A 23,197-nucleotide genomic window follows, 5' to 3' on the forward strand; every position below is an offset into this window, starting at 1 on the left:
TGGTTTCCACCTTTTCGCCCATGCGCAGCACCGCCTGTCCTGACGAGTTCAACGCGAACCCGGCCCTGCCTGGAGGAGGCTCGCGTTGAAGGCGGCCTGGTGGCCCGCGGACACGCACGCACCCAGCGCGCGGCAGCGGTGTTCCCGGATCGTGGCGCACCTTCGTGGGCTCGGCAGCCCGGTGTGCCTGTACACCCCCGGTGACGCCGCCCCGGATGTGCTCGTGCTGTCCGGGCGCTGCGACCCCGACTCGTTGGACCACGCGCTCGACCTGCGCGCCCGCATGGGCAGCGTGCTCGTGCTGGACCTCTGCCACAACCACTTCTACGTCGAGGACGATCCGGATGGCCGGCTTCAACGGCAGGCCGATGCCGTGCGTCACGCGGCCGCCAGCGTCGACCTCGTGATCGCGGTGTCGCGGGCCCTCGCCGAAATCGTGCTGGACCAGGCCCCCGGGGTGCGGGCGATCGAGGTGGTGGCCGATGCGGTCGAACCGCCGAACATCCCGTCGCGCCCGGCATGGCTCACCGAGTGGCGTGCACACCACCACCTCCGCGCGCTGACCCGCTGGCTCGCGGGTCACCCGGAAGTCACCCACGCGAGCCGGATGGTCTGGTTCGGGGATGACGACGGGCCGGGGCTCGACCTGGGCCTCGCTGGCCTGCGCCGCATCCGTCCCGACCTCGAGTTGGCGGCCCGCCAGCACGGCCCCTTGAGCCTGACAGTGATCAGCCACAGCGCGACCCGGTTCGCCGAGGTGACCACCGGCTGGACCGTGCCCACGCGGCATGTGCCCTGGCACTCCACCACGTTCAGCCAGGCCCTGATGGCGCACGGCACGGCACTGGTCCCCAACAACCTCGACCCGTTGACCGTGGGCAATCCCGCCAACCGCGTGCTGACCGCGTTCGTGCATGGCCTGGCCGTGGTCGGCGACAGCATCCCGAGCTACGCCGAGTTCCGGGACTGCGCGGTGCTCGACGACTGGGAGACCGGGCTCGGTGCCTACCGGCTCGACACGGCCGGCCGCGAAGCCGACGTGGCCCAGGGCCGCGCCATCGCCACCGGCCGCTTCGGCCTCGAGGCCGTGGCCCGTCGCTGGCTGGACGTGCTGTCCGCCGTCGGCACTTCCTCCCCCTCTCGCCCCTCGCCCGCCGCATGAAACACTTCTTCGACTGGTTTGCCGCCGAAGGCCTTGCCCAGGCCCACTGGCTGATCCTCGGCAAGGGGCCATCGTTCAGCCAGTTCCGCACACGCCCGGACGTCGCGAACTACCGCCTGTTGAGCCTCAACCACGTGGTGCGCGAAGGCCCCGTGGCCATCGCGCACATGATCGACATCGACGTGGCGTTCGACTGCGCCGACGCCATCGAGGCGAACGCCGGCGTGCTGGTGATGCCCTGGTACCCGCACGTCAAGAACCTCGTCGGCACGAAGACGCTGGCGCAGTGGACGGCGGAGACGCCGTCGCTGCAACGCCTGGCCGATGCCGGGCGGCTGCTCTGGTACGACCTGTCCACCAGCAAGCAGCGCCATGGCCCCGGCCCGCTCGTGCGCGCCGCGGCGTTCAGCAGCGAAGCCGCGCTGAACCTGCTGGCCACGGCGGGCGTCAAGGTGGTCCGTTCGCTGGGCATCGACGGCGGCACGTCGTACGACGGCCGCTTCGCCGACCTGAAGGACACCACGCGGCTGAACAACGGCCAGCCGAGCTACAACGTCCAGTTCCAAGGTTTTGCACGCACCATCATGTCCACCCGCATCGACTACGCCCCGCTCGACCTGCAAAGCCCCATCCGTGTCTACGTCGGCAGCGAAGAGGCCCAGATGCTGTCGGTGAAGGTGCTCGAACACTCCATCCGCCGGCACGCCAGCATGTCGGTCGAGGTGTTTCCGTTGCACCGGGCGGACATCACGTTCGCACAGCCGAAGGACCCCAGGAACTGGCCGCGCACGCCGTTTTCGTTCCAGCGGTTCACCATCCCGCAGCTGGCCGGCCACCAGGGCCGCGCCATCTACCTCGACTCGGACATGCTGGTGTTCCGCGACATCCGCGAACTCTGGACACTGCCGTTCGACGGCGCCGACCTGCTCGCCGCCCGTTCGGCCGACCACACCGCGCGCCGCCCCCAGTTCAGCGTGATGCTGCTGGATTGCGAGCGGCTGAAGTGGGATCCGGCCTCGGTGGTCGAATCGCTGGATTCGGGCCGCCTCGACTACGAGCGGCTCATGTACGACATGGCGCTCGCGTCCGAGGTGCGCGCCGGCATCGACCCGGAATGGAACTCGCTCGAACACCACGAGCCCGGCCGCACCGCGCTGCTCCACTACACCGACATGAGCACGCAGCCGTGGGTGTATGCCCGCAATCGCCATGGCCGGCTCTGGATGCGCGAGCTGCTGTCGGCCGTGGACGACGGGTTCATCTCGGTCGACGAGATCCGCGACCACGTGGAACGCCAATGGGTGCGCCCGTCGCTGCTCAAGCAGGTGCTGGCCCACAAGGAGCGGCTGTCGCCGCTGTCGGGCTGGGGCTGGCTGGACGACCGGCGTTTCGTGGCGCCCTACCGCAGCATCAAGCGGGCCTGAGCGCCGCCATCACCCATCACATCAGCACGATGTCATAAGCCTCCGGCGACCCGGTGGCCTCGGCCTGCAACGAGATGGGCTTGCCGATGAAATCGCTCAAGCCGGCCAGGTGCTGGCTTTCCTCGTCGAGCAGCATTTCCACCACGGTGGCCGATGCGATGACGCGGAATTCCTTCGGGTTGAACTGGCGGGCCTCGCGCAGGATCTCGCGCAGGATGTCGTAACACACCGACCGCGCCGTCTTGACCTGCCCCTTGCCGCTGCAGATGGGGCACGCCTCGCACAGCATGTGCGCCAGCGACTCGCGCGTGCGCTTGCGCGTCATCTCGACGAGGCCCAGCTGCGTGAACCCGCTCACCGTGATCTTCGTGCGGTCGCGTGCGAGCTGCTTGCGCAGTTCGGCGAGCACCGCGTTCTGGTGGTCCTCGCGGGCCATGTCGATGAAGTCGATGATGATGATGCCGCCCAGGTTGCGCAGGCGCAGTTGCCGCGCGATGGCCTGGGTGGCTTCGAGGTTCGTCTTGAAGATGGTGTCGTCGAAGTTGCGGGCACCCACATAACCACCGGTGTTCACGTCCACCGTGGTCAGGGCCTCGGTCTGGTCGATGATCAGGTAGCCGCCCGACTTCAGGTCCACGCGGCGCGCCAGCGCCCGGGCGATCTCGTCGTCGATGTTGTACAGGTCGAAGATGGGCCGCTCGCCCTTGTAGTGCATCAGCTTGCTGACGGACGTGGGCGTGAACTCGTTGCCGAACGCCACCAGCTGGTCGAACTGCATGCGCGAATCGATGCGGATGCTCTGGGTGTTGTCGCTCGCCAGGTCGCGCAGCACCCGCTGGACGAGGCTCAGGTCCTGGTGCAGCAGCTCGCCCGGCGGGGTCTTGAAGCTGCGCTCGCGGATCAGGCCCCAGGTCTTGCGCAGGTAGGCGATGTCGTCGCCCAGTTCGTCGTCGGTGGCATCCTCGGCGTTGGTGCGCAGGATGAACCCGCCGCCGTTGTACGGGGCCGTTTCATCGGCGGGTTTGCCGGCCAGCAGGTTCATGCGCGTGCGCAGCTGTTCGCGCAACTCGTGCGAGCCGATCTTCTGCGAGATGCCGATGTGGTCGTCCTGCGGCAGGAACACCAGCAGGCGCCCGGCGATGCTGATCTGCGTGGACAGGCGCGCGCCCTTGGTGCCGATGGGGTCCTTGATGACCTGCACGGTGAGCGTCTGCCCTTCGAAGACGAGGCGTTCGATGGGGGGTGGCGGCGCGGCGCCCGGGCCGTGTTCGGCACGCGGCGAGCCGGCCACGTGGACGTCAGCCACGTGGAGGAACGCGGCGCGTTCCAGGCCAATGTCGATGAACGCGGACTGCATGCCCGGCAGCACCCGGGCCACCCGGCCTGCATAGATGTTGCCCACGAGGCCGCGCTCGAGGGTGCGCTCCACATGGAGTTCCTGCACCGCGCCGTTCTCGACGACACCGACACGCGTTTCCTGGGGCGACCAGTTGATGAGAATGTCTTGCATTGGAGAACGGGGTGTCCGGTGAGGCCGCGTCAGGCCGACGCGGCGGGGAAGCGCAAGCCTGCCTGCCGAAGCAGTTCTGCCGTCTCGTACAAAGGCAAACCCATGATAGCGGAGTAGCTGCCTTCGATCCGCGAGATCCAGGCCGCGGCGGCACTCTGGATCGCATAGGCACCGGCCTTGCCGAACGGTTCACCGCTGGCCACGTAGGTGGCGATCTCGTCGGCCGCCACGGAGGCCATGTGCACCTTCGACACGTTGACGGCGATGGCCTCGAACGCACCATGGGCCACCGCCACCGCGGTGATCACGCGGTGGGTGTGGCCCGACAGCTTGGACAACGTGCGTTGTGCATCGGCCGCGTCGGCCGGTTTGCCCAGGATGCGGCGCCCGAGGGCCACCGTGGTGTCGGCGCACAGGATGGGCGCGGGGGCGAGGCCCCGTGCCGTCCAGCGCGCGCGGGCGGCGCCGAGCTTGGCCCGCGTGACCCGCGCCACGTAGTCTTCCGGGCGTTCGCCCGCACGTTCGGCCTCGAGGGCCTCGGTGTCCTCGTCGGGGTCGGCCAGCAGCATCTCGTGCCGCACGCCGATCTGCTCGAGCAGCTGGCGCCGGCGGGGGCTTTGCGAGGCAAGGTAGATGAAGTCGGTCATGGGGGCGCCGGGCCGCTCACTCCCGGTGATAGGGGTGGTTCACCAGCACGGTCCATGCACGGTACAGCGCTTCGGCGAGCAGCACACGCACAAATGCATGAGGCAGCGTGAGATCGGACAGGCGCAGGGTTTCATCGGCGGTGGCCTTCAGGGCCGGGTCGAGCCCGTCGGGGCCACCAATGAGAAGCGCCACGTCACGGCCATCGTGCTGCCAGGCCTCCATGCGGGCGGCCAACTGCACGGTGGTCAGGCGGGTGCCGCGTTCGTCCAGCACGACGCGCCGCACACCTTTCGGCAATGCGGCCTCCAGGCGGGTGGCCTCCGCGGCCATCAGCTGTTCGGCCGTCTTCGAGCCGCGGGCTTCCGCCTTGACGGCCTTCAGCTCCAGGCGCATTTCCGGTGGAAAGCGCTTGGCGAAGTCGTCGTAGGCGGTTTCCGCCCACGACGGCTGCCGCTGCCCGACCGCGGCGAGCAGCAGCTTCACTTGCGGGCGGCAGGCTTCTTGGCCGGGGCCTTCTTCGCGGCCACCGGCGTGGACTTCACCCCGGTGGTGCGCGTGACGCCGGCCTTCGGCGCCGCGGCCTTCCTGGCCACGACCTTCTTGGCCGCCACCTTCTTGGCGGGCGCCTTCTTGGCCACCGGCTCGTTGACCTTCATCGTGCGCACCGGTGCCGCCGCCTTTTTCGCGGCGACCTTCTTGGCCGGTGCAGCCTTCGCTGGAGCGGCCTTGGCCGGGGCTGCCTTCTTCGCCGCCACCTTCTTGGCTGCGGGTTCAGCAGCCTTGGCCGGGGCCTTCTTGGCAGCGGCCTTCTTGGCAGCGGCCTTCTTGGCTGGCGCCTTCTTGGCCGCGGGTGCCGGCTCCTCGGCCTTGACGAGCTTGGTGCTGCGTTCGGTCTTGTTGAGCTTGACCGGTTTGTCGCCCCAGATTTCCTCGAGGTGGTAGTACTCGCGGATGGTGGGTTGCATCACGTGCACGACGGCAGCGCCGCAGTCCACGATGATCCATTCGCCGTTCACCTCGCCCTCGGTGCGGGGCACCTTGAAGCCTTCGGCTTTGACCGCATCCCGCACGCTGGCAGCAAGTGCCTTGGTTTGCCGGTTCGAGGTGCCCGAAGCAATGATCACGCGCTCGAAGAGCGGCGAAAGGTGTTCGGTGTCAAAGACGGCGATGTCCTGGGCCTTGACGTCTTCAAGGCCATCGACGATGGCGCGCTGCAGTTTTCGGATGTCCATTCAGCTCCCGTGGGTTCCTCGATAGAGGTGGTGTAGGTCAATATAGCGCGCCACGGCGGCAGGCACCAGCGCATCTACGCGCTGTCCGGCCGCCACCTGGGCGCGAATGTGGGTGGACGAGATGTCCATCATGGGGAGCGCCACCGCCTGGTGGGCTACCTGCTCGACTTCGGGACTCGCCTGCAACGGCGCCCCGGGCCGGTTGGCGACCGCAAGTGTCACACGCTCCAGCAACTTCTGCCAGCCGAGCCACGTGTGGAGGCCCGCGTACTGGTCCTGGCCGATGATCAGGAACCACTCTGCGCCCGGCTGCGCGGCCTGAAGCTCCCGCACCGTGTCATAGGTGTAGCTGGCGCCGCTGCGGTCGATTTCGCAGCGGTCCAGCACGAACCGGGGTTCGTCGGCGATGGCAAGGGCCACCATCGCCGCCCGGTGGGTGGCGGACGTGAGCGACCGGGCCTTCTGCCACGGCCGGCCCGCGGGGACCCAGTGCACCTCGTCGAGCTGCAGCTGGTCGAGCGCCACCCGGGCCAGCGTCACGTGGGCCAGGTGAACGGGGTCGAACGTGCCGCCGAAGAGGCCGATGCGTTTCAACGCGATCCCTCGTCCGCCCAGGGGCGCGGACGCAGGAAGTCCGAGTACAGCCGCGCCTCCGGCGTGCCGGGCTCAGGCGCCCAGTTGTACCGCCAGGTCACGACCGGCGGCATCGACATCAGGATGGACTCGGTGCGGCCACCCGATTGCAGGCCGAACAACGTGCCCCGGTCGAAGACCAGGTTGAACTCGACGTAACGGCCGCGGCGGTAGGTCTGGAAGTCGCGTTCGCGTTCCCCGTGGGGCATCGCCTTTCGGCGCTGCACGATGGGCAGGTAGGCACCCAGGAGTGCGTCGCCCACCGCGCGGGTCACCGCAAAGCCGTTGTCGAAGCCGCCGTCGGTGAAATCGTCGAAGAACACACCACCGATGCCGCGCGGCTCGTTGCGGTGCTTGAGGAAGAAATAGTCGTCGCACCACTGCTTGAAGCGCGGGTACAGCGTGTCGCCGAACGGGGCGAGCGCGTCGCGGTTCACCCGGTGGAAGTGCGCGGCGTCTTCCTCGAAGCCGTAGTACGGCGTGAGGTCCATGCCGCCGCCGAACCACACCACGGGCTCCCGCCCGGCCGGCAGCGCGGCGAACATGCGCACGTTCATGTGCACCGTGGGCACATACGGGTTGCGCGGGTGGAACACAAGCGACACCCCCATGGCCTCGAACGGCGCGCCCGCCAGTTCGGGCCGGTGGGCGGTGGCCGACGGGGGCATGGTGCGCCCGCGCACGTGCGAGAAGTTGCAGCCGCCGCGCTCGAGCAGCGTGCCGTTCTCGATGAGCCGCGAACGGCCGTCGCCCTCGAGCGGGCCACCCGGCTCGCGCGCCCAGGCGTCGGTGGCGAAGGTGTCGCCGCCTTCGGCCTCCAGCGCCGCGACGATGCGGTCCTGCAGGCCGAGCAGGTACTGGCGAACGGCAGAGAAGTCCATGCGGTGGTTCAGCGCGGTTTGATGGCGCGGTGGCCGATGTCGCGGCGGAACTGCGCGCCGTCGAAGTGGATGCCCTGCAGCACGTCGTACGCGCGTTGCTGGGCCATTTTCACCGAGTCGCCAAGGGCGGTGACACACAGCACCCGGCCGCCGGCAGACGCGGTGCTGCCCTTGCCTGCCGGCGTGGTACCGGCGTGGAAGACCATCGCATCGGGCAGTTCGGCCGGCAGGCCGGTGATGTCGTCACCCTTGCGCGGCGTGAGCGGGTAGCCGTGGGCGGCCATCACGACACCCAGCGCGACACGGCGGTCCCACTGCAGTTCGACCTGGTCCAGCGTGCCGTCGGTGGCGTGCAGGAAGACGTCCACCAGGTCGCTCTTGAGCCGCATCATGATGGGCTGCGTTTCCGGGTCGCCCATGCGGGTGTTGAACTCGAGCGTCTTGGGCACGCCGTCGTCGTCGATCATCAGGCCGGCGTACAGGAAGCCCGTGAACGGGATGCCGTCGCGCGCCATGCCGGCGATGGTGGGCAGGATGATGTCCTGCATGGCCCGGGCGTGCACGTTGGGCGTGACCACCGGGGCGGGTGAATACGCACCCATGCCGCCGGTGTTGGGGCCTTCGTCGCCATCGAGCAGGCGCTTGTGATCCTGGCTGGTGGCGAGCGGCAGCACGTTCTTGCCATCGCACAGCACGATGAAGCTGGCTTCCTCGCCGCGCAGGAATTCCTCGATCACGACGCGCGCGCCGCCGGCGTTGTGCTGCACGCCGAGCTTGTTGTCGTCGCCGGCGAGCATCCAGTCGACGGCCTCATGGGCCTCGGCCAGCGTCATGGCCACTACCACCCCCTTGCCCGCCGCCAGGCCGTCGGCCTTCACGACGATGGGCGCGCCGATGCGGTCCACGTACGCGTGCGCGGCGGCCACGTCGGTGAACGTGTCGTAGGCGGCGGTGGGGATCGCGTGGCGCTTCATGAAGTCCTTCGCGAAGGCCTTCGAGCTTTCGAGCTGCGCCGCGGCCCGCGTGGGGCCGAAGATGCGCAGGCCGCGGGCCCGGAATTCGTCGACCACGCCAGCGGCCAGCGGCGCCTCGGGGCCCACCACGGTGAGACCGATCTTCTCGGCCTCGGCGTAGTCGGCGAGCGCCTTGACGTCGGTGATGGCGACGTTGCGCAAGTTCGGGTCGAGCGCGGTGCCACCGTTGCCGGGGGCCACATGGACGGCCTGGACGCGCGGGGATTGCGCCAGCTTCCAGGCCAGCGCATGTTCGCGGCCACCCGAGCCGATCACGAGAATTTTCATGGGGTCACCAGTGTGTCTTGCTTGGTCGATCGGTGTGTCGTGTGCCGTCACGGCAGCACGGCGTTGTGGAAGACGTCCTGGGTGTCGTCGAGGTCTTCCATCATGTCGAGCAGTTTCTGCATGCGGGCCGCGTCCTCGCCTTCGAGTTCGACGTTGTTTTCCGCGCGCATCGTCACCTCGGCCACGTCGGCCTTGAACCCGGCGGCCTCCAGCGCGGCCTGCACGGCTTCGAAGCCGGTGGGAGGGGTCAGCACCTCGATGGCGCCGTCGTCGTCGGTGACGACGTCGTCGGCGCCGGCGTCGAGTGCCACTTCCATGATCTTGTCCTCATCGGCGCCCGGTGCGAACACCAGTTGCCCGACGTGCTTGAACTGGAACGCCACCGACCCTTCGGTGCCCAGGTTGCCGCCGTACTTGCTGAACATGTGGCGCACTTCCGCCACCGTCCGGACGCGATTGTCGGTCATGCAGTCGATGATGATGGCCGCGCCGCCGATGCCGTAGCCCTCGTAGCGCACTTCCTCGTACGACGAGCCCTCCAGGTTGCCGGTGGCCTTGTCGATGTTTTTCTTGACGGTGTCGAGCGGCAGGTTGACCGCCTTGGCCTTCTCGATGGCCAGGCGCAGGCGCGGGTTCTCCTTCGGGTCACCCCCGCCGTGGCGGGCGGCGACGATGATCTCGCGGATCACGCGCGTCCACAGCTTGCCGCGCTTTTCATCCTGACGCCCCTTGCGGTGCTGGATGTTGGCCCATTTGGAATGTCCGGCCATGAAGGCTCCTCGTGCGGGCCGTTCCGGGGAGGATTGCTCCCGCCGGCGGCCACTCTGGTGTTCTGAAAAATCAGGGGGTCTTGCGAATAGACTGTGATTTTATAGCCCCCGCACCCACTCCCCGGAGCACCGACATGGCCGAGCCCATCCTGATCGCCCGACACGGCACCGTCGAATGCCATCTTTTGCCTGCGCTGGCGAACCGCCACGGGCTCATCACCGGCGCCACCGGCACCGGCAAGACCATCACGCTGCAGACGCTCGCCGAGAACTTCAGCCGCCTCGGCGTGCCCGTGTTCATGGCCGACGTGAAGGGTGACCTCACCGGCATCACCCACGCCGGCCGCATCGGCGACAAGCTGGCCGCGGTGCTGAAGGAGCGTGGCATCGATGCCCCGGAATCGCTCGCGTGCCCCGCCACGCTGTGGGACGTCTTCGGCGAGCAGGGGCATCCGGTGCGCGCCACCGTGAGCGACATGGGTCCGCTGCTGCTGGCCCGCATGCTGGCGCTCAACGAGACGCAGGCCGGGGTGCTGAACCTCGTGTTCAAGATTGCCGACGACAACGGCCTGCTGCTGCTCGACCTGAAGGACCTGCGCGCGATGCTGCAGCACGTGGGCGACAACGCCAGTGCGTTCACCACCGAATACGGCAACGTGAGCGCCGCGAGCGTGGGCGCCATCCAGCGCGGCCTGCTCCAGATCGAGGAACAGGGCGGCGACAAGTTCTTCGGCGAGCCCATGCTCAACATCGCCGATTTCATGCAGACGGTCTCCGGCAAGGGCGTCGTGAACGTGCTGTCGGCCGACAAGCTGATGAACGCCCCGCGCCTCTACGCCACCTTCCTGCTCTGGATGCTCTCCGAGTTGTTCGAACAGTTGCCCGAGGTGGGCGACCTGGACCAGCCCAAGCTCGTGTTCTTCTTCGACGAGGCCCACCTGCTGTTCAAGGACGCCCCGGCGGCGCTGGTGGAGCGCATCGAACTCGTGGTGCGCCTCGTGCGCAGCAAGGGCGTGGGCGTGTACTTCGTCACGCAGAACCCGCTCGACATCCCCGACACCGTGCTCGCCCAGCTCGGCAACCGCGTGCAGCATGCGCTGCGCGCGTTCACCCCGCGCGACCAGAAGGCCGTGAAATCGGCCGCCAGCACCATGCGCGCGAACCCGGGCCTCGACATCGAGACGGCCATCACCGAGCTGGCCGTGGGCGAGGCCCTTGTCAGCCTGCTTGACGAAAAAGGCCGCCCGAGTGTCACCGAGCGGGTGTTCGTGCTGCCCCCGGGCAGCCAGATCGGCCCCATCACGCCCGAGCAGCGCAAGGTCTTGCTGGCGCAGTCGCTGGTGGCGGGCGTGTACGAGAAGACCGTCGACCGCGAATCTGCGTACGAAAAACTCAAGGGCCGCGCCATCGACAGCGTCGAGGCGGCCGACACCGCGGTGCAGAAGGCGCCGGGCGGGGCTGCACCGGCAGAAGACGGCGGCGGCCTGATGGGCGGCCTGAACGACCTGCTGTTCGGCCACACCGGCCCGCGCGGCGCCAGGCACGACGGCCTGGCCCAGACCATGGCCAAGTCCGCCATCCGCACCATGGGCACCAGCGTGGGCCGCGAGATCGTGCGCGGCGTGCTGGGCAGCCTGTTCGGGGGCAGCACGGCAACGAAACGCCGACGTTAAAAAACGAAGCAAGCGAAGCGCCAGATCAAGCCACCCGCGAGGACCGGCTCCGCCGGCCGACCCGGGGTCGCCCCCTGGGGGCAGGAGGCGAACAGCCGACTGGGGGGCTAATAGACCTCAGGGACGACGATCTCTTGGGGCACCGGCTGCCGCTGATAGTCCTCCCGCCGCTCCCGCTTCGGCAACACCACCGACGGATGCTCCGTCTCCTGGTACGGCATCTGGCCCAGCAGATGGTGGATGCAATTGAGGCGGGCCTTCTTCTTGTCCACCGCCTGCACCACCCACCAGGGGGCCTCCGGGATGTGCGTGCGCTCGAGCATCACTTCCTTGGCCTTGGTGTAGTCCTCCCAGCGGCGGCGGCTTTCCAGGTCCATCGGGCTCAGCTTCCATTGCTTGAGCGGGTCCTGGATGCGGCCGAGGAAGCGCGAGTGCTGCTCCTCGTCGGAGATCGAGAACCAGTACTTGATGACCTGGATGCCCGAGCGCACCAGCATGCGCTCGAACTCGGGCACGGAGCGGAAGAATTCCTCGTACTGGTCGTCGGTGCAGAACCCCATGACCCGTTCGACACCTGCACGGTTGTACCAGCTGCGGTCGAACAGCACGATCTCGCCGGCCGCAGGCAGGTGCGACACGTAGCGCTGGAAGTACCACTGCGTGCGCTCGCGGTCGTTCGGTGCCGGCAGCGCGGCCACGCGGCACACGCGCGGGTTCAGGCGCTGCGTGATGCGCTTGATGACCCCGCCCTTGCCTGCGGCATCGCGCCCCTCGAACAGGATCACGACCTTGTGCCGGCTCGACACCACCCAGTCCTGCAGCTTGACCAGTTCCCCCTGCAGGCGGAACAGTTCCCGGAAATAGCGCTGGCGGTTCTCGCGGTACTCGTCGGAGCGGTGCACCCCGCCCTCGCCGGCATAGGCCTCGAGGGCGCGGTCGTCGAGTTCGAGCTCCAGCTCCTCGTCGTAGCTGTCGATCAGGTCGTCCTGGAGCCGCTGCAGCAGCGCATCGTCTTGGGTGGTCACGGGCAGATGGGGCAAAGCGAAAGTACCGCCACCCTAACCGCTGCCCGTGGCAATTTCGTGAAGGTCAGGGCACCAGCGTGCGGCGCACCTTCGGCACCGCGGTGACCTTGCGCAGGCGTGCTGGCGATGACACCACCTTGTTGGCCAGGAACCCCTGGGCCGAATCGGGTTCCAGCGCGGCCACGACGAGGTTGCCCCACGGCTGGCTCAGTGGCACGTAGTAGCTGCCGGCCGGTGCCTTGAACTCCAGCGTCTCGCGCTCGCCCGCCACCGGCGCACCCGAATTGGCATCAGCCTGCATGCCGTCGAACGCTTCGCTGAGCTGCTCCACCCGCAGGCCGAGGCCCCGCAGGCGGCCCACGGCATTCGACTGGTCGGCACCGAGCCAGTAACCACAGGGGCGGCTGCGGCGCTTGGCGTCGCGCAGTGCCAGCGACGAATCCCAGTTGCTGAGTGCAACGGACTTGTCGGCACCCGTGGACGGGTCCAGCAGCACCAGCGTGTGCTCGGCGGGCGTCAGGCGTGCGTCGATCAGGGCCGTGCCGCTGCACACGTCGGCCCGCACCGACGCATCGACGTACTTGCGGAGCTTGACGAGGTCGTCGGCACGCTGGGCACTGCTCTTGAGCAGCGCACCGATGGCTGCCACGTGGCTGAAGACGCGGCGGCCCAGGTGCGCCCGGCCCAGGTTGCCGCCACGCGATTCGAGCACCACGCTCACCGCGTTGCGCAGGCCGTTGACGTTGCGTGCGGTGTCAGGCCGGGCATTGCCCATCGTCACCCGCTGGCCATCGGCCGCGACACGGTGGGCCCACTCGATCGACAGGCCTTCCTGCTTCAGCGCGCCCAGCAGCGGCTGCCGGAACCACTCTTCGGAGGCCTTCGAGATGAAGTCGGGCACCCCGGCCGTGCCGGCGTACTGCAGTTGCAGGTCGGCCCGCTGGGCACCGCCCACACGTTCCGCGTAAGCCGTGTCCACGGGGTACTCGTGGGCGTCGATGACCAGCAGCGGCCGGTAGTCGGACGCGAGACGCGCCATGGCACGGGCCTCGGGGCTCGTGAGCAGCAGGTGGTCGGTGTCGAGGTCGGTGCCATCCGACAACGCGGCCTTCGCCCGCGCCGCGCCGTCCGGGTTGGCGCGCGGCAGGATGACGACGTTGATGCGTTCCAGCAGGTCCTGCAGGCTGCCGCCCGCCAGTTCCTCGGCGATCAGCAGCAGCGCTTCGGTGCCGGCGGGCTCGTCGCCGTGCTGCTGGGCCACGATCATCACCGTGGGGCGGCCGCCGCGCACGATGACCGCCGGGGTGGGCGACGGGTGTTTGGTGAACACCAGGGCCTGCAGCGGCGCGCCGTCCTGCGAGTTGCCGAGCGGCACCAGCGTGATGCTGGTGGGATTGCCCGTGGGTGTGGATGCGCGGGGCACCACCAGCGCCTGCAGGCGCTCCTGCAGTTCGGCCGGGGTCGTGAATTCCTGCCGGCCGGGCTCGAGCGAGGCCAGCGCATAGGTCACCGGCGGTTCCGGGAACCGTGCCGCGATGGCACCCGGTTCGAGGGGGCTGGTGACGGCCGGCGGAGCCACCGGGGACGCCGGGGACGGTGCCGCGGACACGGTGGACGCAGAGGCAGAGGCCGCCGGGCGCAGCGCACCGGCCGGGGGCAGCACCGGGCCCTTCGGCATCGGGCTCGACCCGCACCCCGCCAGCCAGAGCGCCGGCAGCAGGACCGACATCGGACCCGGCAAACGACGGAGGAAGGTGGGGCGGCGGCGGCGGGACATGCAGGGTTCTCCGGGTTGATCGACCGGACTATAGACGCCAGATCGGAGGGCACCAATCCCTCCTTCGGGGCGCGAACCACACCGGTTCGTGCCGTCTGCACGGCATTTCGCGCCCGCGGGCTGCAGGCCGTCGCAACCGGGTGGTGCAGGCACCGCCGGGCCCCGAGGATCACCCCGTCGACACGCCAACTTGAGGAGACCAGCATGACCCCCGCCCCCACCCAGATCGTCACCCACGCCCCCACCTGGGTCTGGGGCCTGCTGCTGGCGCTGTTGCTGCTGGGCCTGTCCCAGGCCCGCGACCGCCTCGTGGGCCGCCGTGCGGCCATGATCCTCCCGATCGTGATGCTGCTGGTGTCGCTCAACGCCTTGCGCACCGCCTTCGGCCTCGGGACCCTGCCATTCGGCGCATGGGCCCTTGGTGTGGCGGGCACGGCCACGGCGATCGTGCTGGCCGGCTGGCCCCGGGGCATCACGTGGCGCGCCGGCGCCAATCGGTTGGCCGTACCGGGCAGCTGGGTGCCGCTGATGATGTTCCTCGCGATCTTTGCGTTGAAGTTCGCCGTGGGCGCCGCCACCGCGATCGGCGCGCCGGTGACCGGGCATCCCGCGTTTGTCCCGGTGGTTGCATCGGCGTATGGCGCCTTCAGCGGGGTGTTCCTGGGTCGCGCGGCGGCCATGTGGCAGGCGATGCCGACTAGACTCCGGTGCTCCGAAGCGCCGTCCCATTCATGAGCAACCCAGTCGCGCCGCGCCATTTCATCCGTCACCTGGCGATCGTGCTGGTCGTCAACACGGTGATCGCCGCCGCCATGACACTCTCCGGCCGAGGTCCGCTGGCCTATCAGCTCGTGATGTCGCATGCGATCGGCATCACGACCTGGGCCCTGATCGACTTCGGCCGGCTGGCCGTGCGGCGCGACAACGAGAGCGGCTGGCCCGCGGGTTGGCGCGCTTTCGCGCTGCCGGCCCTCGGCGTGGTGGTGGGCAATCTCGCCGGCGGCAAGCTCGGCGACACCATCGTCGGCGGCGACCGCTGGGCGGCGATGTTCACGTCGGCGGACTCCGCGGTGAAGCACGTGTTCCTGCTGGGCGGCATCGGCGCCCTCGTCTCGTATTTCTTCTGGACCACGGGGCGCGCACGGCACTACGCCGAAGCCCTCGTGACCACCCGGCGCGACGCGGCGGAGGCGCAGCTGATGCTGCTGCAGTCCCAGCTCGAGCCGCACATGCTGTTCAACACGCTCGCGAACCTGCGCGCCCTGATCGCCACCGACCCGCCCCGCGCGCAGGAACTGCTGGACCACCTGATCGCGTTCCTGCGGTCCACCCTCGCCAGCTCGCGTGCCACGTTGCACCCGCTGTCGGCCGAGTTCGACCGCACGGCCGATTACCTCGCGCTGATGAAGGTGCGCATGGGTGACAGGCTCACCACCACGCTCGACCTGCCGGACGACCTGGCCGCGGTCCCCGTGCCCACGCTGCTGCTGCAGCCGCTGGTCGAAAACGCCATCAAGCACGGGCTCGAACCCCACGTTGACGGCGGCCGCCTGATCGTGCGGGCCCGCGGCGAGCGTGGCCAACTGGTCATCGAGGTGCGCGACACCGGCGCGGGCCTCGACGCCCCCGCGGCCCACGGCACACGCTTCGGGCTGACCCACGTGCGAGAGCGGCTGGCCACGAAGTACGGCCCGGCAGCTTCGATGACCCTCGCCCCGGCCGCCGATGGCGACGGCGGCGCCCTCGCCACCGTCCGGCTGCCCCTGGAGACCACCCGATGAACCCCACCGCCGTGATCGCCGAAGACGAACCGCTGCTCGCCGCGAGCCTGCAGTCCGAGTTGCGGACGCTGTGGCCGGAGCTCGAGGTGGTGGCCGTGGCGCCGAACGGGCTCGCCGCGGTGCAGCAGGGGCTGGCCCACCGGCCCGACATCGTGTTCCTGGACGTGCGCATGCCCGGCCAGAGCGGGCTGGAGGCCGCCCAGGCGCTGGCCGAGGAGTGGCCCGGCGACACCCCGCTGCCCCTCACCGTGTTCGTGACGGCGTACGACGAATACGCGCTGAAGGCCTTCGACCTGGCCGCGGTGGACTACGTGCTCAAGCCCGTGCGTGCAGACCGGCTGGCCCTCACCTGCTCACGGCTGAAGGACGCGCTGGCCCGCCGCCATGCCGGCGAGACGGGCCACGACGACACCTCGCTCGCGCAGTTGCGTGCGCTGTTGGCCAGCGCGGGAGCGGCACCAGCCGCGAAGCTGGCGGTGATCCAGGCAAGCGCCGGAAACACCATCCACATGGTGCGCATCGACGACGTGCTGTACTTCGAGGCAGCCGACAAGTACGTGCGGCTCGTGACGGCCGAACGCGAGCACCTGATCCGCATGTCGCTCCGCGAGTTGCTCCCGCAACTCGACACCCAGCGGTTCTGGCAGGTGCACCGCGGCACCGTGGTGCGCGCGGACGCCATCGCGACGGCCACGCGCGACGAGGCCGGCAAACTCACGCTGAGCCTGCGCGGCCATGCCGACCGGCTGCCGGTGAGCCGGCTCTACAGCCACCTGTTCAAGGCGATGTGATACCGCCCTGGGCAGGTGCGGCCCCTTCAGCGGCCGTAGTGATCGCGGTGCCCGCGGCGGTCGTCCCAGCCACGGCGCCCATCCCGGTCATGGCGGTCATCCCAGCCGCGGCGGTCGTCGCGCCAATGGTGGCGGTGGTGACGCTCCCACGAACCGCCCACGATGGCAGGCGGGCCCGGGCGGTACACCACCACCGGCGGGCGGTACACCACGGCCGGACGCGGTTCGTAGTAAACCGGCGGCGGCGGCGCGTAGTACACCGGCGGCGGCGCGTAATACACCGGCTCCGAGTACACGACCCCCGGGATGCCGATGTTGACGGACCAGTTGACACCACCCGCATGGGCCACGCCAGCGAACAGGCCACCGGCCAAGGCCAGCGCCGCGAGGAAGGAAGTCTTTCGGACAGTCATGTTTTGCTCCTGGTCAGGCTGCACGCATCCGGCAGCGCCTGACGAGACAACGCACCGGATAGCGTGTCAGACGACACGGCGTTGACCGGAATTCCCTCCGTTACACACCTGATTGTTGCCGTTTGTTAATGCGCGCCGCCTCGCTCGGCGGGCGCCGCGGCTGCGCTGGCAGCGAACCCGATGCCGCACATCGCCTGGATCGGCGGCAAACCCGGGGTCTACAATGGTTCGAGCACGTGCCAGAGATGGCCCAACCCATTGAATTTCAAGCGGATTTCATGAGCGACGACAAGAGCATACCCTCCGGCGCCGACACCAAGCCGAGCAACTTCCTGCGCCAGATCGTCGAGCGCGACCTGGCCCAGGGCACGTACGCCTCGCGCCGGTTCGGTGGCAGCCCCGGAGACGCCGCCCACCACGCCGCCGGCCAGCCCGACCCGGCGCGCATCCGCACGCGTTTCCCGCCCGAGCCCAACGGCTACCTGCACATCGGACATGCGAAAAGCATCTGCCTGAACTTCGGCCTCGCCCGCGACTACGGCGGCGCGTGCCACCTGCGTTTCGACGACACGAACCCGGAGAAGGAAGAGCAGGAGTACGTCGACGCCATCCTCGATGCAGTGAAGTGGCTCGGTTTCGACTGGACGTCGCAGGGCACGAACCACCTGTACCACGCCAGCAACTACTTCGACTTCATGTACCGCGCGGCCGAGGCGCTCGTCGGCGCGGGCCTCGCCTACGTGGACGAGCAGACCCCGGACGAGATGCGCGCCAACCGCGGCGACTTCGGCAAGCCGGGCGTGAACAGCCCGTTCCGCGACCGCACGCCTGCCGAGAACCTGGCGCGCCTGCGCGAGATGCGCGACGGCCAGCACGCCGACGGCGCGATGGTGCTGCGCGCGAAGATCGACATGGCCAGCCCGAACATCAACCTGCGCGACCCGGCCATCTACCGCATCCGCCGCGCCACGCACCACAACACCGGCGACACGTGGTGCATCTACCCGATGTACACCTACGCGCACCCCATCGAGGATGCGCTCGAGAACATCACGCACAGCATCTGCACGCTCGAGTTCGAGGACCAGCGCCCGTTCTACGACTGGCTGCTCGACCACCTCGCCACGCTCGGGCTGCTCGCGCAGCCGCGCCCGCACCAATACGAGTTCGCGCGGCTGAACCTCACGTACATCGTCACCAGCAAGCGCAAGCTGCGCCAGCTCGTGGCTGACGGCCACGTGGACGGTTGGGACGACCCGCGCCTGCCCACCATCGTGGGCCTGCGCCGCCGCGGCTACACCCCCGAGAGCCTGCAACTGCTGGCCGAACGCAGCGGGGTCAGCAAGGCCGGTGGCTGGCTCGACTACAGCGCGCTCGAGATCGCGCTGCGCGACGACCTCGACGCCAAGGCGGCGCGCGCCTGCGTCGTGCTCGATCCCGTCAAGCTCAAGCTCACGAACTTCGCCGACGTGTTCGGCAGCGAGTCGCACCAGGAACCGTGCCACGCCCCGGTGCACCCGGGCCACCCGGAACGCGGCCACCGCGATTTCGTGCTCACAAACGAGGTGTGGATCGAGCGGGAAGACTTCCTCGAGGTGCCCACGAAGGGCTACCACCGCCTCTACCCTGGCAACAAGGCGCGGCTGAAGTATGGCTACGTGATCGAGTGCACCGGCTGCGAAAAGGACGATGCCGGCCAGGTCACCGCCGTGCTCGCCACCCTCGTGCCCGACACCAAGAGCGGCACGCCGGGGGCCGACGCGGTCAAGGTCAAGGGCGTGGTCACCTGGGTCAGCGTGGCCACCGGCCTGCCGGCCGAGGTGCGGTTGTTCGACCGCCTGTTCACCGTGCCACAGCCCGATGCCGGCGGCACCGACTTCCTCACCGTGCTGAACCCGAACAGCAAGAAGGTGGCGCAGGCCTTCGTGGAGCCGTCATTGGCCACCGCGAACGGTGACGACAAGTTCCAGTTCGAGCGGCACGGCTACTTCGTGGCCGACCGCCACGACAGCGCCCCGGGCCGCCTCGTGTTCAACCGCACCACCACGCTCAAGGACACCTGGGCGTCGAAGTGACCGGCGGCACGCCGGGTGCTCAGGCGCCCGGCGGTTTCGGCGGATCGAACGTCACCGGCGAGATGCCGCGGTGCTTGGGCCGTACCACCACCGTGCCGGCCATCTTGTCGTGCCAGCCCTGTTTGCGGGCGTCGAACCCTACCCACATGAAGCCGAGCCCGAGCGGCACCAACGACACGTAGTAGCCGAGGTACCGCACCAGGGATTGGGTGACCGTCACCGGCGCTCCGGTGCGGGCATCGACGATGCGCGAGCCGATCGCCATCTTGCCTGGCGTGGCCTGCTTGTAGACCCAGAATGCCAGCACCGCGGCCGCCGGAAGCACCCATGAGATCAAGCCGTCCGCCGGGCCCGCGAGCATGCCGGTGCGCTCCGGATCGAAGTAAGCCCAGCCATAGACCCAGACGACCAGCGGCGTCACGACGCACATCAGCAGCACCGTGTCGATCAGCGACGCGCCCGTGCGGGCCCAGAAACCGACGTACTCGAGTTCTTCGTCCGCCGGCATGGGGGCTCCCTGATTGGCGGTCATCGCTGGCTGCGCGCCTTGCGCTTGTCCACCTCGGCCAGCTGGGCCTTCAGCAGCTGCTGCAGCACGCGGGCGTTTTCCTCGCTCATGCTGAGCCAGGTGGTGGGGGCGCGGTCTTCGCTGGGCTTGAGCGGCAACACGAGGCAGTCCACCTGTGCGGTGATCAGGCCGTTGCCGTTGTTCATGGACTTGAACCGCTGGACTTCGATGTTGTAGGTTTTCATGACACTTCTCCGTAACAGGATGGAGCGTACCGCACGCCGGCATCGGCAGGCATCCCGAAGAGCCCCTCGGCCACCCGCGCTGGTTCGTTGACGGTGCGCAGCCGGCCGTAGGCTTCCTCGGCCTCGGGGTAGTGGCGGCGCAGGTAGTTCAGCCACTGCTTGAGGCGCCCCGCGCGGGCCTTCGGCTCGATCTTGTCGCACACGAGCGCCCAGAACTGGGCCATCAGCGGCATCAGTGCCACCCAGTCGAGTGGCGGGCGGGCGGGGTTGGCGATGGCCAGTGCCAGGCCCGGGTACGACACCATGCCACGCCCGAGCATCAGGTCATCGCAGCCGGACTGGCGCCGGCACTCGGCCGCATCCGCCACGTTCCAGATCTCGCCGTTGGCCACCACCGGCACGCGCACCGCCTCGCGGATGCCCGCGATGCACTCCCAGCGGGCGGGCGGCTTGTAGCCATCGGCCTTCGTGCGGGCATGCACCACCAGCTCGTCGGCACCGGCGCCGGCAATGGCCAACGCACACTCGACCGCACGCGACGTGTCGTACAGGCCCAGCCGCATCTTTGCCGACACCGGCACGTGCGCCGGCACCGCGCGGCGCACGGCCGACACGATGCGGGCCAGGAGTTCGGGGTCGGCCAGCAGGGCCGCGCCGCCCCCGTGGCGGTTGACCACCTTCGCCGGGCAGCCGAAGTTCAGGTCGATCCCGGCGGGCCCGAGGCCGGCCAGGCGGGCCGCGTTCTCGGCCAAGCACACCGCATCCGAGCCCATCAGCTGCGCGCGCACCGGCACCCCGGCCGTCGTGCGGCCGCCGTGGTTCAGTTCGGGCACGACACGCGTGAACACCCGTTCCGGCAACAGGGTGCCGGTGACGCGGATGAACTCGGAGACACAGCGGTCGATGCCGCCCACCCGGGTGAGGATGTCCCGCAGCGTGAAGTCGAGCAGCCCTTCCATGGGCGCGAGCAGGATGGTCATGGGACAACGGAGCGAAGCCTGCCATTGTCCCCGATGACACCCCTCCATTTGCGCGGAGTCCCGTGAACGGACATCATGTCGCCCTTTCGACCGGAGACTTCGCATGAAAAAACTGCTCTGCCTCGCTGCCCTCACCCTGTCGGCCTCGTTCGCCCACGCCCAGGCCGCCAGTGGCACGCCCGCCGCCGGCGCCAAGGAAAAAGGGTCGGTGACCACCCCGAGCGGCCTCGTCTACCTCTCGCTCAAGGAAGGCAAGGGCGCCAGCCCGGCGGCCACCGACACCGTCAAGGTGCACTACCGCGGCACCTTCCTCGACGGCAAGGAGTTCGACAGCTCGTTCAAGCGCAACGAACCCACCAGCTTCCCGCTCAACCGCGTGATCCCGTGCTGGACCGAAGGGGTGCAGCGCATGAAGCCGGGCGGCAAGGCCAAGCTCACCTGCCCGCCGGCCATCGCCTACGGCGAACGCGGTGCCGGTGGGGTGATCCCGCCGAACGCCACGCTTCAGTTCGAGATCGAGCTGCTGGAAGTGGCGGGGAAATAACTCGCGGGGGGCGGCGCAACGGCCGCCCCCCTTGCCCGTCACTTGGGCGCGGTGAGATAGGCGATCAGCGCCTCGAGCGACTTCGGATCGGCCAACCCCTCGTACTTCATCTTGGTGCCGGGATTCGCCTTCTTGGTCGGCTGAGACAGGTAGCTGCGCAACGTCTCCTGGTTCCACGTCCAACCCGTTCGGCGCAACTCTTCCGAAAACTCGAACCCGGGTTGGGTGCCGGCCTTTCGTCCCAGCGTGCCGAACAGGGTGGGCCCCTTCTTGTTGCGCCCTTCCTTCAGGCTGTGGCACTCACCACATTCCGCCGAGAAGACCGCCGCGCCCGGCGCGTCTCCGGCGGAGAAGGCCGGTTGCGTCCATGCGACCAGGGCGGGCAGAAGCACGGCGCCCCCCACCTTGCGGGCACGTGCGCCCCACGAATTACGTTCCATCATCGCGCAGCCTCCCGGGTCAGAAGGCCGTTCGCAGGGAGAGCGAGAACTGGTCCAGGTCCTTCGCGTTGGTCAGCGGCGCGCCAGATCCCGCGTTCGTGCCGAAAATATCGGTGGCGCTGCCATTGAACTTGCTGAACTTGAACCAACCGGCGGAGAGGCGCACGTTGGCCCACGGTGCCGCCCAGGAGTCCTCCTTGCCGAACGGAACCCACGAGACAAGGACCAAGGTACTGGTGGTGTCCGGCCGGCCGTACGGGAGGAAGCGGACGGCGTCATCCGCGGCTGTCCCGATCATGCGCGCCACCGTGATGTCATAGCTCTGCTGGTAGACGTAGGTCATGGCCAGCGACTGGTCACGGCTGCGCCCGGTAGCGTTGGCCACCAGGCCCGGCACGAACGGGCTCGCCGGCGTGCTGCCGTACTTGCGGCGCTCGAGGATGTTGACGTAGCGCAACTGCAGCATGTGTTCGCGCGAGCCCAGGTATTGGTAGCTCAGGTCGACACCCAGGTCCTTGATGTCATCGGCCGGGCCACTGCGATTCAGCTGGCGCTTGGTGTTCAGCCCCACCAGGCCTACCGAGAAGAACTGCGTCTTCAGGTCCTTCATGTAGGCAAGCCGCCAATAGCTGGTGCCGCTGAGCTTGCCGGGATCATCGGCCGGGTCGAAGCCCAGCCGGTCCTGCGCGGAGACCGACATGGAACGGTAGGTGCCGAGTTCGCCGTACCAGCTCCCGTCGTGGAGGCCGTAGACGCTCGTGCCCAGCACCCTGTTGGCGAGACGCCGCGTGCTGGCCGGGTTGAGCAACGTTCCGTCGGTGCTGGGCACCGTGAAGCCCCGCGCCGGGAGGATCGCGATGGGATCCTGCACGCCCGGGCTGTTGTTGAAGCTCAGGCCGACGAGGGTGTCCTTGTCGGTCACCTTCAAGTCCTGGACGAAGCGCAGGTCCAGGTTTTCGAAGGTGGTATTGACCGTGCTGCCATCGTCGCGACGGCTGACACGCGCCATGCCGCCGACCTGGTCAGCGAACTTGCCCGCCACGTAGAGATCCGCCTCGGACAGGCGTGTTCGCGTCGACCCGGTTTTCGGGTTCACGTTTTCGCCGATGAGTTGAACCGCCAGCGGGATCTTCAGGCCCTTGCCGTCGGAGTCGACGTACCCGCCCGCCTTGAAGCGGATGCCGTAGGGTGTCAGGTTCAGGCCGTACGAGCCCATGTGGCAGGCCGCGCACTCGGAGCCGGTCTGGCGGCTGAAACTGGGCACGGCATGGGCTGCGCCACTGGCCGCGAGCAGCATGACGCCGATCCCCCCTGGTAGCGCGAAAAAGCCCAGCAGCCGCGTCAGGCACTGGCGCAGGATTGTTAGCATGTTGAAGTCCTCGTC

The 23,197-nt window shown here is 68.7% G+C and carries 24 protein-coding genes; 8 read left to right on the forward strand and 16 right to left on the reverse strand.

The window, feature by feature from the left end:
- The first annotated feature begins 151 nt into the window (after positions 1-151).
- Both ASC87_RS03275 and ASC87_RS03280 read left to right on the forward strand, forming a co-directional pair.
- Positions 152-1,162: a hypothetical protein gene (locus ASC87_RS03275; RefSeq protein WP_157603815.1), complete on the forward strand. Its 1,011-nt coding sequence runs from the start codon at positions 152-154 to the stop codon at positions 1,160-1,162.
- Positions 1,159-2,586 (forward strand): glycosyltransferase, encoded by a 1,428-nt coding sequence (locus ASC87_RS03280; RefSeq protein ID WP_056656619.1) that lies wholly within the window; start codon positions 1,159-1,161, stop codon positions 2,584-2,586. The genes ASC87_RS03275 and ASC87_RS03280 overlap by 4 nt, the downstream gene beginning before the upstream one ends.
- Before the next feature lie 16 nt (positions 2,587-2,602).
- Here the strand turns inward: ASC87_RS03280 and rng are convergent, their stop codons facing one another.
- The 8 genes from rng to ASC87_RS03320 are packed head-to-tail and all read right to left on the reverse strand — an operon-like array spanning position 2,603 to position 9,561.
- Positions 2,603-4,096, reverse strand: a complete 1,494-nt coding sequence (gene rng / locus ASC87_RS03285; RefSeq protein WP_056656622.1) for a ribonuclease G — start codon at positions 4,094-4,096, stop codon at positions 2,603-2,605.
- Positions 4,097-4,125: 29 nt separating this feature from the next.
- A complete protein-coding gene (locus tag ASC87_RS03290; RefSeq protein WP_056656625.1) occupies positions 4,126-4,743 on the reverse strand; it encodes a nucleoside triphosphate pyrophosphatase in 618 nt (205 codons plus the stop codon).
- Between the two features lie 16 nt (positions 4,744-4,759).
- The gene (gene rlmH / locus ASC87_RS03295) at positions 4,760-5,227 is read right to left on the reverse strand and encodes a 23S rRNA (pseudouridine(1915)-N(3))-methyltransferase RlmH (protein ID WP_056656628.1); all 468 of its coding nucleotides are present in this window, start codon (positions 5,225-5,227) and stop codon (positions 4,760-4,762) included.
- The gene (gene rsfS / locus ASC87_RS03300; protein WP_056656631.1) at positions 5,224-5,976 is read right to left on the reverse strand and encodes a ribosome silencing factor; all 753 of its coding nucleotides are present in this window, start codon (positions 5,974-5,976) and stop codon (positions 5,224-5,226) included. Before rsfS ends, rlmH begins: the two co-directional genes overlap by 4 nt.
- Positions 5,977-6,570: a nicotinate-nucleotide adenylyltransferase gene (gene nadD / locus ASC87_RS03305; protein ID WP_082568350.1), complete on the reverse strand. Its 594-nt coding sequence runs from the start codon at positions 6,568-6,570 to the stop codon at positions 5,977-5,979. It abuts the gene before it with no gap.
- The gene (gene hemF, locus ASC87_RS03310; protein ID WP_056656637.1) at positions 6,567-7,490 is read right to left on the reverse strand and encodes an oxygen-dependent coproporphyrinogen oxidase; all 924 of its coding nucleotides are present in this window, start codon (positions 7,488-7,490) and stop codon (positions 6,567-6,569) included. Before hemF ends, nadD begins: the two co-directional genes overlap by 4 nt.
- 8 nt (positions 7,491-7,498) lie before the next feature.
- On the reverse strand, positions 7,499-8,791 hold the full coding sequence (purD, locus tag ASC87_RS03315) for a phosphoribosylamine--glycine ligase (RefSeq protein ID WP_056656640.1): 1,293 nt from the start codon (positions 8,789-8,791) through the stop codon (positions 7,499-7,501).
- 47 nt (positions 8,792-8,838) lie between these two features.
- Positions 8,839-9,561, reverse strand: a complete 723-nt coding sequence (locus ASC87_RS03320) for a YebC/PmpR family DNA-binding transcriptional regulator (protein WP_056656643.1) — start codon at positions 9,559-9,561, stop codon at positions 8,839-8,841.
- A gap of 134 nt (positions 9,562-9,695) precedes the next feature.
- On the opposite strand from ASC87_RS03320, the gene ASC87_RS03325 reads away from it, so the two are divergent.
- Positions 9,696-11,234 (forward strand): helicase HerA-like domain-containing protein, encoded by a 1,539-nt coding sequence (locus tag ASC87_RS03325; protein WP_056656646.1) that lies wholly within the window; start codon positions 9,696-9,698, stop codon positions 11,232-11,234.
- A 107-nt stretch (positions 11,235-11,341) separates the two neighbouring features.
- On the opposite strand, the gene ppk2 is transcribed toward ASC87_RS03325, so the two are convergent.
- The gene (gene ppk2 / locus ASC87_RS03330; RefSeq protein WP_056656649.1) at positions 11,342-12,259 is read right to left on the reverse strand and encodes a polyphosphate kinase 2; all 918 of its coding nucleotides are present in this window, start codon (positions 12,257-12,259) and stop codon (positions 11,342-11,344) included.
- A gap of 64 nt (positions 12,260-12,323) precedes the next feature.
- Positions 12,324-14,036 (reverse strand): M14 family metallopeptidase, encoded by a 1,713-nt coding sequence (locus tag ASC87_RS03335; protein ID WP_056656652.1) that lies wholly within the window; start codon positions 14,034-14,036, stop codon positions 12,324-12,326.
- A gap of 204 nt (positions 14,037-14,240) precedes the next feature.
- Between ASC87_RS03335 and ASC87_RS03340 the strand changes: the two genes are divergently transcribed.
- From ASC87_RS03340 to ASC87_RS03350, 3 genes are read left to right on the forward strand one after another with little or no spacing between them, the layout of a single operon-like run.
- Positions 14,241-14,771, forward strand: a complete 531-nt coding sequence (locus ASC87_RS03340) for a DUF6622 family protein (protein ID WP_056656655.1) — start codon at positions 14,241-14,243, stop codon at positions 14,769-14,771.
- Positions 14,768-15,817, forward strand: coding sequence for a sensor histidine kinase (locus ASC87_RS03345; protein ID WP_056656659.1), 1,050 nt, complete (start codon positions 14,768-14,770; stop codon positions 15,815-15,817). The genes ASC87_RS03340 and ASC87_RS03345 overlap by 4 nt, the downstream gene beginning before the upstream one ends.
- Entirely contained in the window at positions 15,814-16,608 is a 795-nt protein-coding gene (locus ASC87_RS03350) for a LytTR family DNA-binding domain-containing protein (RefSeq protein WP_056656662.1), read from the forward strand. The genes ASC87_RS03345 and ASC87_RS03350 overlap by 4 nt, the downstream gene beginning before the upstream one ends.
- 26 nt (positions 16,609-16,634) lie before the next feature.
- Here ASC87_RS03350 and ASC87_RS03355 read toward each other — a convergent pair whose 3' ends face one another.
- A complete protein-coding gene (locus ASC87_RS03355; RefSeq protein ID WP_082568351.1) occupies positions 16,635-17,021 on the reverse strand; it encodes a hypothetical protein in 387 nt (128 codons plus the stop codon).
- A gap of 278 nt (positions 17,022-17,299) precedes the next feature.
- On the opposite strand from ASC87_RS03355, the gene ASC87_RS03360 reads away from it, so the two are divergent.
- Positions 17,300-19,096: a glutamine--tRNA ligase/YqeY domain fusion protein gene (locus ASC87_RS03360; protein ID WP_056656665.1), complete on the forward strand. Its 1,797-nt coding sequence runs from the start codon at positions 17,300-17,302 to the stop codon at positions 19,094-19,096.
- A gap of 19 nt (positions 19,097-19,115) precedes the next feature.
- Here ASC87_RS03360 and ASC87_RS03365 read toward each other — a convergent pair whose 3' ends face one another.
- Genes ASC87_RS03365 through ASC87_RS03375 form a run of 3 tightly spaced genes read right to left on the reverse strand, consistent with a single transcriptional unit; the run spans position 19,116 to position 20,829 of the window.
- Positions 19,116-19,628: an RDD family protein gene (locus tag ASC87_RS03365; RefSeq protein WP_056656668.1), complete on the reverse strand. Its 513-nt coding sequence runs from the start codon at positions 19,626-19,628 to the stop codon at positions 19,116-19,118.
- A complete protein-coding gene (locus ASC87_RS03370) occupies positions 19,625-19,849 on the reverse strand; it encodes a hypothetical protein (RefSeq protein ID WP_056656671.1) in 225 nt (74 codons plus the stop codon). Before ASC87_RS03370 ends, ASC87_RS03365 begins: the two co-directional genes overlap by 4 nt.
- Entirely contained in the window at positions 19,846-20,829 is a 984-nt protein-coding gene (locus ASC87_RS03375; RefSeq protein WP_056656674.1) for a tRNA-dihydrouridine synthase, read from the reverse strand. The genes ASC87_RS03370 and ASC87_RS03375 overlap by 4 nt, the downstream gene beginning before the upstream one ends.
- 103 nt (positions 20,830-20,932) lie before the next feature.
- Between ASC87_RS03375 and ASC87_RS03380 the strand changes: the two genes are divergently transcribed.
- The gene (locus ASC87_RS03380; RefSeq protein ID WP_056656677.1) at positions 20,933-21,373 is read left to right on the forward strand and encodes an FKBP-type peptidyl-prolyl cis-trans isomerase; all 441 of its coding nucleotides are present in this window, start codon (positions 20,933-20,935) and stop codon (positions 21,371-21,373) included.
- A gap of 38 nt (positions 21,374-21,411) precedes the next feature.
- Here the strand turns inward: ASC87_RS03380 and ASC87_RS03385 are convergent, their stop codons facing one another.
- Both ASC87_RS03385 and ASC87_RS03390 read right to left on the reverse strand, forming a co-directional pair.
- Entirely contained in the window at positions 21,412-21,816 is a 405-nt protein-coding gene (locus tag ASC87_RS03385; RefSeq protein ID WP_200954291.1) for a c-type cytochrome, read from the reverse strand.
- A gap of 16 nt (positions 21,817-21,832) precedes the next feature.
- Positions 21,833-23,182, reverse strand: a complete 1,350-nt coding sequence (locus ASC87_RS03390; RefSeq protein ID WP_200954292.1) for a hypothetical protein — start codon at positions 23,180-23,182, stop codon at positions 21,833-21,835.
- Positions 23,183-23,197 lie beyond the last annotated feature (15 nt).

This window comes from Rhizobacter sp. Root1221 (genome assembly GCF_001425785.1).
In the GTDB taxonomy this organism is placed as follows: Bacteria; Pseudomonadota; Gammaproteobacteria; order Burkholderiales; family Burkholderiaceae_C; genus Rhizobacter.